Genomic DNA, 13,021 nt, shown 5'->3' on the forward strand with positions numbered 1-13,021 from the left:
ATGGGATAGAATATGCTTAGAAGCATGAGCTTCGTTTGGGTGGATATTTTGATGGATATGGAACCATTTCTGATGGAACGAGGTGTGTTTGGTGAGTTTACAGAAAGAAATTATTGCGGATCTTGGCGTGAAGCCAACGATTGATGTAGAGGTTGAGGCACGAAAACGGGTTGATTTCTTAAAGTCGTACGTGCTGAACGCAGGGGCTAAAGGATTATTGATCGCCATTAGTGGTGGAGTGGACAGTGCGGTAGCCGCGGGTCTTTGTAAACAGGCTACGGACGAGCTGTCGGCAGAAAAAGGCACAGAGTATATGACGCTTGGAGTATTCCAGCCTTATGGGGTTCAGGAAGATATTCAGCACAGCTACGATGTTGCCAAAGCTTTTAATCTGACTCATACTGTGGAGACCAACATTGAGGAAGCGGTAAATGAAATTGCCCTTGAAGTTGAGCATGGTCTGAAATCAATAGGCCAACACCGCCATATGACGCATCAAGGCAAAGGAAATGTTAAAGCCAGAACACGTATGGTTATGCAATATGCACTCGCTTTTGAGAACAATCTGATTGTAGTAGGAACGGATCATGCTTCTGAAGCGATTACCGGCTTCTACACGAAGTGGGGCGATGGCGCTGTAGATATTACACCACTATCCACACTTAATAAACGTCAGGTACGTCAATTGGCAGCACATATCGGTGTGCCTGCGGATATTGTCACAAAAGCACCTACGGCGGGCTTATGGCCGGGTCAGACGGATGAAACCGAGCTGGGCATTACTTATGACGATAACAGCGACTATCTGGAAGGTAAACAGGTTAACCCTGAAGTAGCTGAGAAGCTTGAGAATTATTACCGGAGAACGGCACATAAGCGTAATGTTATTCCGGGGATTTAGAATAGGTTGAACTAGAAATCGCCACGGGTCTGCGTAGCAGCAGAGCTCGTGGCGGTTTTTGTGAGTTGGATAGCTGGATAGACTAAGAAGAATAATTATTCTGTAAGCGTAAGTGTCTGATCGATAAAATTAGTTGTCGCAGCAATCGCGAACTCTAATTGCGGAGTCGTGCCAGCAAAAGGATGCACAGTGTTGAACGTATGATTACCCTCAGGAACCTGCACCCAGCTAATATCTGGCCGAAGTTTGATGAGATGCTCAGATCCTTGGCGGAGATGTACTCCATCTTGACTGCCTTGAATAAGGACAACTGGGAAGGACGCTTTCTGTATGCGTTCAAGGATGTTATAGCGTTCTTTGTTGTTCTCCATATCTTCTAAAATTACAGCATCCAGCGGCATTTGTTGGCCAGTACGTCCATTAAGGACATAGGTTCTTCCTGTTTCCTTCATCTGCTGCTTTTGTTCTTCCGTCAGCAAATCGAGTTTCGTAACCCCGTTCCAGGAGATTACTCCGCTGATCTCATTGGGATGATCAAGCGTGTAGACCAAACAAATTCCCCCTCCGAGACTGTGGCCGAGAAGGAATAACGGCAGGCTGCCGAATTTCGGGTGTTGACTAAGATAGGACAACAGGATTTCCATGTCCTTCAAGCTGCGGCGGTAGGTGTTGCGGGCGAACTTCTCAAGTTCAGTGAAATGCAGCAGATCTTCCCCGATGCCAGCATGAGAGAAGTTAAAAGTAATTACTTCATGCTCTTGGCTGAGAGTTGTGGCTATGTAAGGAAACATTCCCCAATCTTTAAAACCTTTGTAGCCATGGGCTATAACTATAACGCTTTTGGCTTTGCCTTGGGCTGGGAAGTGTGAGCAGCGGAGAACAGCTCCGTCTCCGGCAGGTATTTCAAAATTACGATGATTCATAGGGTAATCCCCTCTCCATATATAAAAATGAAGTAAATCAGCTAGTCTATCGTGAAGTCGCTGGATAGTCTTATTAGACTTAGAGCGCATTTTCTTTTAAGATAGCAGAAAGAATCTTGCAGGACTATTACTTTTAATAATACTTCATATGATTGATCATACCATTATTGAAGCAAAATGGGATACACGTCCATAAGGAGCGTGAAGTGTTGATTTACGGAATCGGACATGATGTGTTAGAAATTGAACGAATCTCAGAGGTAATAAATAGAGGACTGGGTAAGAAATTTAACCAGCGGGTCTTAACAGAGCAAGAATATCAACTTGCTGAAGAGCGAAGCGGGAGGTTGGCTGAGTTCGTAGCCGGACGTTTTGCTGCCAAGGAAGCAGTTGTGAAGGCTTTAGGCTGTGGCATCGGCAATGTAGTTGGGTTTCAGGATATTGAGATATTGCCTGATGCTAAAGGAAAACCAGAGGTAACTTTATCGTGTGAAGCTTGGAGCAGACTAGATCTGCCAAATGGACAGAGGTACACCATTCATCTTACGATAACACATGGCCGTGATTTGGCTTCGGCTTTTGCTGTCGTGGAAGGGCCAGGTTCATAAATTGAACCCTGATTATAGAAGGGCAAGGAGCGTTATAATGACACAACAAGATCTACAAGTTCAAGACGAACAGGAGCTGCGGGAGGCTAAGCAATATTTCAGCTATCATTTGCTGGAGTGGTATCAAGGGCAGAAACGGGATTTGCCTTGGCGTCGGCACCGCAATCCTTATTATATTTGGATTTCTGAAATAATGCTGCAGCAGACAAGGGTGGATACGGTAATCCCGTATTTCAATCGGTTTATCGAAAGGTTTCCTACCGTGGAGTCGCTCGCCGATGCACCAGAAGAGGACGTGCTTAAGTGCTGGGAAGGCTTAGGTTATTATTCTCGTGCTCGCAATATACAGCATGCGGCCAAACAGGTCAAAGAGCTGTATGGCGGGCAGGTGCCGAATGATCGCGAGGCTGTGTTCAGTTTAAAGGGAGTGGGACCTTATACGGCAGGGGCTATCCTTAGCATTGCGTTCAATCGGCCGGAGCCAGCGGTCGACGGCAATGTGATGCGGGTGTTGTCCCGATACTTCCTGATAGAGGATGATATCGCCAAGGGACCCACCCGCGTAAAAATGGAGCGCCTGGCAGCTGAACTGATCCCGGAGGGGGAAGCGGCATCTTTTAATCAGGCGCTGATGGAGCTCGGGGCGCTCGTATGCACTCCTAAATCACCGCGCTGTTTAACCTGCCCGGTGATGGAGCATTGCGCCGCGCGCTTGGCGGGCTGCGAGACCTCGCTGCCCGTCAAGACCAAGGCCAAGCCGCCGCGCCCTGAGGAGCGGCTGGCGGCCTTAATCGAGGGCCGCGGTGCCCACGCGGGCCAAGTGCTCATCCGGCAGCGGCCACAAAGCGGGCTGTTAGCCCGCATGTGGGAGCTGCCGCACTGGCCAGCGCCGCATGGGGAAGGCGGCGCCAAAGGCGCGCGGCTGCCGGAAGCGGCGGCGCTGGACCGGCTGCGCCGGTCACTGCGGGAGGCCGGGATCTCTGCCCGGCCTGAGAAGCACTGGATGGCTGCTGAGCATATCTTCAGCCATATCGTGTGGACGCTGCAGGTGTACCGCTGCAGCGAAGAGGACGCCCTTCCGCTGCCGATAGCGGCAGAAGGACGGGCGGTGTACAACGCGGATGCGGACTTATTCTCGGGGATCGACAGCAGCATGCCTATCGAGAGATTTGAGGACGGGACCGCTAGTCCAGAGGATGGCGGAGCAGTGCGCTGGATCAGCCGCGAAGACATGGCTAACTATGCGTTCCCTAACGTTTTTCTGAAGCTACTGAACCTTTATTTTGATGAGCAGGAAGAGCGGGCGAAGCTAGAGAAGTAGGAGATTCACCGTGTTGCGTTGCTAAAGTGCTAAATGTACAAAACCTGAGTTTGGTGTAACCTAAGTATGGTCATATGCACCTAAGTAGGGTCGTATGCTTCAGTCTGTTCGTAGCAAATATTTGTTTATTTGGCTCAGACTAGTTCAGTCTTGTTCCAACTAAATTCTTCTGGTGTTCTATGGCTACGAGAGTGGTAAAGATTTAATTAGGGAATTCTTCCCTGAAAATAGGTCGATTTGGCTTGTAATTGATCATTTTAGGGAAAACCTCCCTAATAATTGGGGAAATATCGGTTTTATGCCCAAAACGGATGATTTTTAGGGAGTATTTCCCTAATTACTCGTGTTTATGGAGTATATCGCAGAATTTTAGGGAGTTATTCCCTAATCTATTGCTCAGCGACTCCAAACGCAGATTCTCGTAAGCCGAGTATAGATTTATTGCGATTTATTGCGATCTCTTCCGATTTATTCTCATCTATACCGATCTATTCTGATCTATACCGATCCAGCGCATCCATTTAAGCGACGCAAGCGGCGTGAAATGCGGTGTCTGGGAGGATCTCAACCAATCAATCAGTCAATCTCTGTCTTTATCTTTATCTCTCTTTATCTCCAACCTAAAAAAAGAAGGTATCCCTTAGCCTATTCGGCTCTGAGATACCTTCTTTTTTAGTTAAATGGCATAAGCCAAATGGAATTTCTTATTTTGCGCTTTCGTAACGTTTGCCAACTTCTTCCCAGTTTACTACGTTCCAGAACGCTTTGATGTAATCAGGGCGTTTGTTTTGGTAGTTCAGGTAGTAAGCGTGCTCCCATACATCCAGTCCGAGGATTGGAGTAGCGCCTTCGCTGATTGGGTTGTCTTGGTTAGGTGTGCTTGTTACTGCCAGTTTGCCATCTTTAACAACTAGCCAAGCCCAGCCGCTGCCGAAACGAGTAGTTGCTGCTGCTGCGAAATCTTCTTTGAATTTTTCGAATCCGCCCAGTTCTTTATCGATAGCTTCAGCCAATGCGCCAGTTGGTGCGCCGCCGCCGTTTGGTCCGATAACTTCCCAGAACAAAGTGTGGTTAGCGTGTCCGCCACCATTGTTGCGAACAGCAGTACGGATAGCTTCAGGTACAGCGTTCAGATCTGTAAGAAGCTCTTCAATGCTTTTGCTTTGCAATTCAGGTGCTTTTTCCAAAGCTGCATTCAGATTAGTTACATATGTGTTATGGTGTCTGTCATGGTGAATTTCCATCGTCAATGCGTCGATGTGTGGTTCGAGTGCGTTGTTCGGATAAGGAAGTGCCGGTAATTGAAATGCCATGGAAAAATCCCTCCTGAGTTATATTAGAATTTTGTTATAGATAAAGAATTCTGGCGAACTAACGTCAAAATCCTTTATTGTAAATATGTACTATAGGGTTTCGCCCAATAGGATACTTTAATTAAACCGTATCTAGACCAATAATGCAACACTAAACAAACATAAATGTTTATAAAGTATAATTGGAGAGGGAAAGGGTTTTACAATTGTATTTAGAATGTTAAAATAAATAGTCCCTAACCTATAGACATATATCCTTATTAATACCCTTTTAATGAAGAAATGAACCCCATCCGAAATGTAAACGCTTGATATTAAGCGCTTTCAAAAGAAAAATGATGATATCACGAGAAAAGTGTGCTTTAATAGATTTAAAAGCAGGTATTCCTCGATATTTGATGCTTTTTTTTATTTTCTCTATGTTAAGGGAACCCCTTCTTTTTGTTAAATTCATAAGCCATAGACAAGGGAGATTTTAAAGAATGCACGTTCGTTCCTTTCAATTAAGCGACGTTAGCCCTGTGACTGATTTGCTGCAAACCGCATTATCGGAAGAGTGTTTCGAGAACACTATCGAGCCTTTCTCCAGGCAGCTTTCTTGGGATTCAGATCTCATTGTAGTTGCGGAAGATGAAGAAGAAATTGTTGGAGCACTGATTGGTACAATTGAGAAAAACCACGGTTGTTATTTCCGGATTGCTGTACATCCTGATTATCGCCGCAGAGGAGTCGGTAGAAGTCTGGTATCAGCTATGGAATCCAGGTTTCAAGCTCGTAAAGTCAGTGGTATCTATGTAGCCGTCGATGAGCATAATTCTTTTGCTTTGCCATTGTATGAAGCTATGGGATATAGCGAGAATCAAATCTTCAAATCTGTCCGGAAGCTGAGCATTGTTGGGTAATTTTGATCACTCAGCTGCGAAAGCGGAAACATTTTCTAGAAAAAAGAACTATAGCTGACGATATAGTCTGTTTCATTCATACTCGAGCGTATTTTCCAGAAGTCCATTGCTAATGGCTGGGAGATATGCTTTTTTATTGTTATAATATCTGCAAGTATAGACTTCAATTATTGAGAACAGAGGTGACATATTGAATCAGGAGCCCCAAGTAGATTACACGAGAAACAGGAAACAAAGACATAGATCCTCCAGATCCAAGACTACCCTGGGCGGTCGTTTGGTCTCGGAAATGAAGGATTGGCTGCTTACAGCTGTGATTGTTTTTGCTGTGATGTCTGTTCTTAATGTTTTTGTGTTCAATATATCAACGGTTAAAGGTCAGTCTATGCAGCCAACGCTCTGGGAGGGTGAGAGGCTCTTCATTAATAAAATTTCATTGCTCTTCGTAAATCCAAAACATGGTGATGTTGTCATTCTTCATGATCCAAGTACCGGACCTAGTCATAAGGAGTATTTAGTGAAGCGAGTGATTGGCATACCTGGAGATATCATAGAGGTACGGAATCATCAGTTATACGTAAATGGAAAAATAGTGAATGAGCCCTATATCGATACTGAGATTGAAGATCCGGATTTTGCAGCGTTAACCGTGGAAAGTGGCAATTATTTTGTAATGGGCGATAACCGTCATGCTTCAGCCAGCAAGGACAGCCGTTACTTCGGCTCTATTTCACAGGATATGATTGTCGGCAGGGCTGATTATATATGGTGGCCTCTGTCAAAACTGAATAGATTATAAGAAAGTCAGCGAAGATATGAAAGGAGAAGGCGGAAATGACCAATACATTTCAGTCATCGTATGCTCCCCCGCCTTCCGAGTGGGCACAGCTTAAAGCAGAGATTCAGGAGGCTGCGACATCACTCGGTATTGATGATATCGGGTTTACAACAGCAGAACCTTTTTTATATTTAAAAAATATACTGCAAGACCACCGGGACAAAGGATATGAATCTGGCTTCGAGGAACCCGATCTGGATAAAAGGACAGTTCCAGCATTGTCTTCTGGAGACAAGCCGTTATCTATTATTTCGATTGCAGTGGCTTACCCTTCTAAAATGGAGAACCCTCCTAAATCTGAGCCGGGTGCACGTAGAGGCATCCTCGCCCGGGCATCTTGGGGCAGGGATTATCACCATGTGCTGAGGGAAGCCTTAAGTAAGCTAGAGGAATTTATTCACGAGCGTGTACCAGAGGCTGTGCTGGAAAGTATGGTGGACACTGGTGTTCTAGTAGATAGAGCGGTAGCGGAAAGAGCGGGAATAGGCTTCAGCGGCAAAAACTGTTCTATCATCTCGCCCAAATGGGGATCTTGGATTTATCTTGGGGAAATGGTTACGAACATTCCTTTTGCTCCGGATGAACCTGTTGAAGAAGGCTGCGGGGAGTGTACCAAGTGTATTGATGCTTGTCCGACCGGAGCGCTGGTGGGTCCGGGTCAGCTTAACGCACAGGCTTGTATTTCTTTTTTGACGCAGACTAAAGGGTTCCTCAGCGAGGAGTATATGACCAAGATCGGCAATCGTCTATACGGCTGTGATACTTGCCAGATTGTATGTCCCAAGAATAGAGGTAAGAACTGGAATCATCGCCCTCAGATGCAACCTGATCCTGAAATTGTGAAGCCGCTGCTGCTGCCGATCCTTGATCTTAGCAATCGTGAGTTCAAAGAGAAATTCGGCAATAGCTCAGCAGCCTGGAGAGGCAAAAAGCCGATGCAGCGAAATGCGATCATTGCCCTAGGCAATTTTAAGGAAGCCGGGGCTGTGCCAAAGCTATCAGAGATTGTTCTGAAAGAGCCGCGGCCGGAGATGCGGGGCACTGCTGCTTGGGCGCTTGGACGTATTGGCGGTGATGAGGCTCTAGCGGCTGTAGAAGCGGGTTTAGAGCGCGAGGAGGATAGCACGGTGAGGGAAATGCTAAGCCGGGCGCAGGATGTGCTCCTTACTGGGAAGAAGGCACGGGAGGACAGCGATATTAATGGAGGAAAAAGTTCATAGACAGGTTGCATATTGCCAATTGCTGTCCAGTTCCCGAAATGCTATGATAGATTCGCGTGCCATATGGCGATGCAGACAATAGAGTGTAGAGGTGGGCTTTAGATGAGTATCGCATTACCTATTATTACATTGGTCGTAGGTCTCATCGGTGGTTTTTTCATCGGTGTATATTATCTGCGCAAACAAATGACAAACATGCAGAATGATCCTGAAATGCTGCAAAAGGTTGCAAAGCAAATGGGTTATAACCTGAACGGGAAGCAAATGCAGCGTGCCCAGCAAATGATGAAGACTCAGGGACAGCCAGGTGCGCGCCCAGGAGCAGCTAAAGGGAATAAACGTAGAAGTAAGTAACCGGGTCCGGATAACATGTATACGGGTGCGGAAGGGGGAGACATCATGGGGAACATCAAGGAATATGTGAACGGTAAAGTTGCAGAGAACCGTGAGCAAATCGAGTATCACGTTGAGAAAATATTAGAATTAATCGGTGAAGATACCGGCCGCGAGGGACTGCTGGAAACACCGGCACGTGTTACGCGGATGTACGAGGAGATATTCGGCGGTTATTCGATAGATCCCCGCGAGGCGCTCGGCGTTACTTTTGATGAGTCTCATGAAGAGCTAGTGATCGTTAAGGATATCGTCTATTACAGCCAATGTGAACACCACATGGCTCCTTTCTTTGGTAAAGTGCATATAGGATACATTCCGAGCGGACGTATTGCTGGACTCAGCAAATTAGCTCGGCTTGTTGAAGCAGTAAGCCGGCGTCTACAGGTTCAAGAACGCATTACGGCGCAAATTGCTGATATTATGACGGAGGTGCTAGGCCCCCACGGTGTTATGGTTGTTGTGGAGGGAGAACATCTGTGTATGTGTGCACGCGGAGTGAAGAAGCCAGGCAGCAAAACGGTAACTATGGCTACTAGAGGGGTCTTCCGTGAGGATGCCGCCGCTCGTGCGGAGTTTCTAAGCTTGATTAAGGAATAAATATCGGGGTGCATACCTCGAAATTGGAAGGACCCATCGTTCACGTAATGTGAATGATGGGTCCTTTTTGGTCAGGGTGTGGGAATAAGAGTGATGTTCACTGTGAATTGAAATAATATCAAAAAGGCTTCCAGGCCAGTTTACTGGCAGCAGCATAACGTTCTGAGACGTAAGGCCAGTTAACGACCTTCCACCAATCCTCAATATAATCGGCCCGATTATTCTGATGTTTAAGGTAATAAGCATGCTCCCATACATCCAGAGCCAGTAACGGAACCACGTCCCATTGTGACAGGTTCTGATGTTTCTCCGCAGTCAAAATCTCCAGTCTATGACTGCGTGGACTCCAGACGAGAATAGCCCAGCCGCCACCTTCAACCTTATTCGCAGCTTCTGTGAACTGTTTCTTGAAGCTGTCATAGCTGCCGAAGCTTTGTTCAATGGCTTCCAGTAAGGCTCCAGTTGGACGCCCGCCACCTTGTGGAGACATTACGTTCCAGAAGATTGTATGGAGATAGTGGCCTGCCCCATTAAAGGCTAGCTCCCGCTCCCAATGCTTAACGAGATCGAAATCTCCTTTCTTGCGAGCCTCAGCTAGCTTGTTCTCCGCTTTATTTAGTCCATCTACATAACTTTGATGGTGTTTATCGTGATGAATCCGCATGGTTTTCTCATCGATGTATGGTTCCAGCGCATTATAAGCATAAGGCAATGGAGGCAGCGTATGCCCGCCAATTGGCACAGCACTCATTTCACGAATATCTAGGATAGTATCTGTAGAAGGAATAAGTCCCTCATTCCGCGTGACATTGTCCTCTTCTGTTCTTACGACATAGTCGGCTGCTGTATAATCTCTCATAATTTGCGTGAGCTGTCCGGGCGAGCTCAGAGTGTGCAGTACGGCAAGGAAATACTCTGATTCGCGAATAATATGCAGGATCACAGTGGTTGCAAGGGGGACGGCTTTGACGGCTGCGCTACTTTCCATAATGGCAAAAAGCTGCCGAACAAATTCTTGGGATTGGGTACAGGAGATATGCAGCAGCTTTTCTGTTTCCGCAGTGAGTTCAGCCTGACTTGGTGGAGAAGCAGAGAGGGCAGAATTCAATAACTGCTGAGCGGCCATCTCTGTGGCACCGAAGACCACTGCCCATTCATCCAGCAGTTTAACATAGGGTTCCTCCAGGTTAGGTACGATTGCTTTGATAACCTCGGTATGCTCTTTCTCTTGTGTTTTCCAGAATACGATTTCTTCTAAAATACGTACTGGCAGCATCGGCCCGTATACATATAACATTCCAAGAAAACCTCCCGTGATATGTCTTCATCAGTCCATTATATGTGTGCTCATGATAGCTTATGAAGAGCATAAGAACGCGATAATAATATCGTTGACAACCGTTTGATATGGTGAAATAATACAGGAAAATAAAGGCAATGATACCGAAAGGTACAACCTCGCGAAAAGGAGGGTGTACCTTTTTTTGTCGTGTGGACCGATTAATGAAATCCTATGGGGTAGTAGAAAAACTTTGAGAAATGAGATGAGGGTATGAACAAGCTTGAGAAGAAGCAATTTTATAATCAGCTGTTAAAATTAGCGGTACCGATATCCCTCCAAAGTCTAGTCATGGCGGTGCTGTATTTAGTAGATCAATTGATGGTAGGGCAGCTTGGGGGTGTAGCGATCGCTTCGGTTGGGATGGCTAGTAAAATCTATAGCGTGATTTCAGTGGTACTGGCGGGTCTTGCTACGGGTCTTGCTATATACGCGGCTCAATATTGGGGGAGTAAAGACCGAAAGAGCATCACACCACTACTGGGATTAAGTCTTGGAATTGGCCTGATCTTGTCGGGTTCATTTACGATATTTGTTTTTTTCAACCCTCGGCTATGTCTGTCTATTTTTACAACGGATAAAGAAGTGTTGGAGAATGGGTACATTTTTCTGAAAATCGTTGCCCTCAGTTATATTCCAACGATGTTGACGATGCTCTATTCGGCGGTTCTACGAAGTTCAGGACATGTAAAGTATCCAATGATTGTTAGCATAGCTGCTGTAGGAATGAATATTATTTTAAACTATGCGCTTATTTTTGGGCATTGGGGATTTCCAGAGCTTGGACTTGCAGGTGCGGCATATGCAACGTTAATCTCACGTATAGTCGAAAGTGCCTTGATTATCGGAGCCGTATATCGTGGAAAGCTGCCGGGTGCCGGAGGTATTAAGGAACTCAGTTCGTTTTCGAAAGCGCTGTGCATACCTTTTTTAAGAACGATAGCGCCTATTGTTTTAACGGAATTGGTTTGGGTCTTAGGGGAGGCTTGTTATTCCGTTATATATAGCCGTATGGGCACAGCAGAGATGACCGCTATGACAGTGACCTTTCCGCTGCAGGGGTTGACGATTGGGCTTCTGGCAGGGCTTTCTGGTGCAGCTGGCATTATGGTCGGACATAAGCTGGGAGAGAATAATAATGCAGGTGCTTTTCAGTATGCTCGTTTTTTTGTTCGAATAGGAGTAGGGATTTCATTGCTGCTTGGTGTTCTTATTGCTGTTCTTGCCCCGCTCTACGTCTCAGCCTTTAACTTAACAGTGGAAGAGCGCCGAATGGCCACTTCCGTTATCTGCTTTTTTGCTCTTTTTTTATGGATAAAGGTGGGCAATATGATGATTGCGGGAGGGATCCTGCAGAGTGGTGGCGATAGTAAATTCGTCTTTATTATGGAAGCCTCCACAACTTGGTTGCTTGGGGTGCCTCTAGGGCTACTGTTGTCATGGGGATGGAAACAGCCTCTTCCCTGGGTATACTTCTTTCTGTCCCTGGAAGAGGCTGTTCGATTGGTTATAGGTTACGTGCGTTTTCGCCGTGGTAAATGGTTGAAGCAGCTGACCCATCAGGGGACAGAGGCGGATTGTAGTGCTTAACTAGTTACTTGCCATCGCCGGCTGGTTGCCATTGTAGGTTTTGGCTAGTTGAACATTTCCTAAGAAAGCAGAGACTCGCCGCAAATACTCACGCGGGTGCTCACGGAACAGCAATTCATGATGGCTGCCCTCTACGACCCAGGAATCTGAGAACGGATTGCTTTGGTTCGCGGCCAGCTTTTCGGCAATAGGATAAGGAGCTTTATCATCTTCGGTTCCATGCATGAGTAGAATAGGGAAAGGATAATCTTCGGATTTGACCTTCGCATAAGGAATTTGATTCAGCCCCGTACCGTTCAGAACTGGGAACAGCATTTCCATAATCGCCAGGGAAGGCTGGCGGGGCAGATCAATATTTTGCTTAATATTATGATACAGCGTATCTGGTTCTAACAAAAAGGTGCTGTCCAGAATCATCGCGTCAATGTCCTCTGATACTAATCCTGTTTGCAGTGCTGTGCCTGCTCCCATGGAGAAGCCCCATACCACTAACTCCTCAGCTCCACGTTCCTTAGCAAAATCAATAGCGCCTAGAAGCTGCTGGGACTCTTTTTTACCTCCGGTTGCAATATCCTTGTTGCCTTGGGCAGCAAAGCCGTAATCAAACATCACGACATTGAAATTCAGACTGTGTGCATAGTGAGCGAGATCGTACATAGGTACCCAAGATTCTTCCCGGTTGGCGCCATAGCCATGGCTGAACACGATAGTTTTGGTAGCCCCTTCGGAGGGAATATACCAGCCGCTCATCATCCGACTTCCATCTTTAGCTGGAAACGTCACATCCTCGTATGCGAGACCTTTGGCCTGCATGGGATTGGAATACAGAGGTGCGACCGTTGGATTAGATAATACCCAGGCGATATAGCCATGAAGTGAGACAAAGCAGAAGGCTAAGAAGAAAAAAATAGATAATAGCAGTGCAACGATAATATGCTTCACACGAATCATCCGCAGCGATAGCCGGGACGAACTGCCTTGTTTAGGTAGTTTAGGTCGACGGGAGACGGTTGTGCCGGTTTGGCGAGTTGCCAGATCCATATGGTCCCCTCCTAAGAATGATGTGAGTACTA

The 13,021-nt window shown here is 46.4% G+C and carries 12 protein-coding genes and 1 pseudogene; 9 read left to right on the forward strand and 4 right to left on the reverse strand.

Going from position 1 to position 13,021, the window contains the following annotated elements:
- The first annotated feature begins 91 nt into the window (after positions 1-91).
- Positions 92-901 (forward strand): ammonia-dependent NAD(+) synthetase, encoded by an 810-nt coding sequence (gene nadE, locus NSQ91_RS03055; protein WP_076124401.1) that lies wholly within the window; start codon positions 92-94, stop codon positions 899-901.
- Between the two features lie 95 nt (positions 902-996).
- Here the strand turns inward: nadE and NSQ91_RS03060 are convergent, their stop codons facing one another.
- Positions 997-1,824, reverse strand: coding sequence for an alpha/beta hydrolase (locus NSQ91_RS03060; RefSeq protein WP_076124399.1), 828 nt, complete (start codon positions 1,822-1,824; stop codon positions 997-999).
- Positions 1,825-2,033: 209 nt separating this feature from the next.
- On the opposite strand from NSQ91_RS03060, the gene acpS reads away from it, so the two are divergent.
- The gene (gene acpS / locus NSQ91_RS03065; protein ID WP_076124398.1) at positions 2,034-2,432 is read left to right on the forward strand and encodes a holo-ACP synthase; all 399 of its coding nucleotides are present in this window, start codon (positions 2,034-2,036) and stop codon (positions 2,430-2,432) included.
- A 37-nt stretch (positions 2,433-2,469) separates the two neighbouring features.
- On the forward strand, positions 2,470-3,753 hold the full coding sequence (gene mutY, locus NSQ91_RS03070) for an A/G-specific adenine glycosylase (RefSeq protein WP_076305670.1): 1,284 nt from the start codon (positions 2,470-2,472) through the stop codon (positions 3,751-3,753).
- Between the two features lie 704 nt (positions 3,754-4,457).
- Here mutY and NSQ91_RS03075 read toward each other — a convergent pair.
- The gene (locus tag NSQ91_RS03075; RefSeq protein WP_036676820.1) at positions 4,458-5,066 is read right to left on the reverse strand and encodes a superoxide dismutase; all 609 of its coding nucleotides are present in this window, start codon (positions 5,064-5,066) and stop codon (positions 4,458-4,460) included.
- Between the two features lie 482 nt (positions 5,067-5,548).
- Between NSQ91_RS03075 and NSQ91_RS03080 the strand changes: the two genes are divergently transcribed.
- From NSQ91_RS03080 to folE, 5 genes and pseudogenes are all read left to right on the forward strand, one after another.
- Entirely contained in the window at positions 5,549-5,968 is a 420-nt protein-coding gene (locus NSQ91_RS03080; RefSeq protein ID WP_036676822.1) for a GNAT family N-acetyltransferase, read from the forward strand.
- A gap of 190 nt (positions 5,969-6,158) precedes the next feature.
- Complete coding sequence (lepB, locus tag NSQ91_RS03085; protein ID WP_076101394.1) at positions 6,159-6,767, forward strand: signal peptidase I; 609 nt, start codon at positions 6,159-6,161, stop codon at positions 6,765-6,767.
- A gap of 35 nt (positions 6,768-6,802) precedes the next feature.
- Positions 6,803-7,999, forward strand: a pseudogene (gene queG / locus NSQ91_RS03090) (tRNA epoxyqueuosine(34) reductase QueG); the annotation flags it as partial.
- 129 nt (positions 8,000-8,128) lie between these two features.
- Positions 8,129-8,380 carry a YneF family protein gene (locus NSQ91_RS03095; protein ID WP_036676828.1) on the forward strand — a complete coding sequence of 84 codons (252 nt, stop codon included), beginning with the start codon at positions 8,129-8,131 and terminating at the stop codon, positions 8,378-8,380.
- Between the two features lie 45 nt (positions 8,381-8,425).
- Positions 8,426-9,019 (forward strand): GTP cyclohydrolase I FolE, encoded by a 594-nt coding sequence (folE, locus tag NSQ91_RS03100; RefSeq protein ID WP_036676830.1) that lies wholly within the window; start codon positions 8,426-8,428, stop codon positions 9,017-9,019.
- Between the two features lie 118 nt (positions 9,020-9,137).
- Here the strand turns inward: folE and NSQ91_RS03105 are convergent, their stop codons facing one another.
- Positions 9,138-10,316, reverse strand: coding sequence for a Fe-Mn family superoxide dismutase (locus NSQ91_RS03105; RefSeq protein ID WP_076138416.1), 1,179 nt, complete (start codon positions 10,314-10,316; stop codon positions 9,138-9,140).
- Positions 10,317-10,571: 255 nt separating this feature from the next.
- On the opposite strand from NSQ91_RS03105, the gene NSQ91_RS03110 reads away from it, so the two are divergent.
- The gene (locus tag NSQ91_RS03110; protein WP_076305672.1) at positions 10,572-11,948 is read left to right on the forward strand and encodes an MATE family efflux transporter; all 1,377 of its coding nucleotides are present in this window, start codon (positions 10,572-10,574) and stop codon (positions 11,946-11,948) included.
- Here NSQ91_RS03110 and NSQ91_RS03115 read toward each other — a convergent pair whose 3' ends face one another.
- Complete coding sequence (locus NSQ91_RS03115; RefSeq protein WP_139329954.1) at positions 11,949-12,989, reverse strand: alpha/beta hydrolase; 1,041 nt, start codon at positions 12,987-12,989, stop codon at positions 11,949-11,951.
- Positions 12,990-13,021 lie beyond the last annotated feature (32 nt).

It is taken from the genome of Paenibacillus sp. FSL R7-0048, assembly GCF_038004505.1.
GTDB lineage: Bacteria > Bacillota > Bacilli > Paenibacillales > Paenibacillaceae > Paenibacillus_AQ > Paenibacillus_AQ odorifer.

Coding starts and splice junctions, on each gene's coding strand:
- NSQ91_RS03060 (WP_076124399.1), bottom strand. CDS start 1,824: ATGAATCATCGTAATTTTGAAATACCTGCCGGAGACGGAGCTGTTCTC.
- mutY (WP_076305670.1), top strand. CDS start 2,470: ATGACACAACAAGATCTACAAGTTCAAGACGAACAGGAGCTGCGGGAG.
- NSQ91_RS03075 (WP_036676820.1), bottom strand. CDS start 5,066: ATGGCATTTCAATTACCGGCACTTCCTTATCCGAACAACGCACTCGAA.
- NSQ91_RS03080 (WP_036676822.1), top strand. CDS start 5,549: ATGCACGTTCGTTCCTTTCAATTAAGCGACGTTAGCCCTGTGACTGAT.
- NSQ91_RS03095 (WP_036676828.1), top strand. CDS start 8,129: ATGAGTATCGCATTACCTATTATTACATTGGTCGTAGGTCTCATCGGT.
- folE (WP_036676830.1), top strand. CDS start 8,426: ATGGGGAACATCAAGGAATATGTGAACGGTAAAGTTGCAGAGAACCGT.
- NSQ91_RS03105 (WP_076138416.1), bottom strand. CDS start 10,316: ATGTTATATGTATACGGGCCGATGCTGCCAGTACGTATTTTAGAAGAA.
- NSQ91_RS03110 (WP_076305672.1), top strand. CDS start 10,572: ATGAACAAGCTTGAGAAGAAGCAATTTTATAATCAGCTGTTAAAATTA.
- NSQ91_RS03115 (WP_139329954.1), bottom strand. CDS start 12,989: ATGGATCTGGCAACTCGCCAAACCGGCACAACCGTCTCCCGTCGACCT.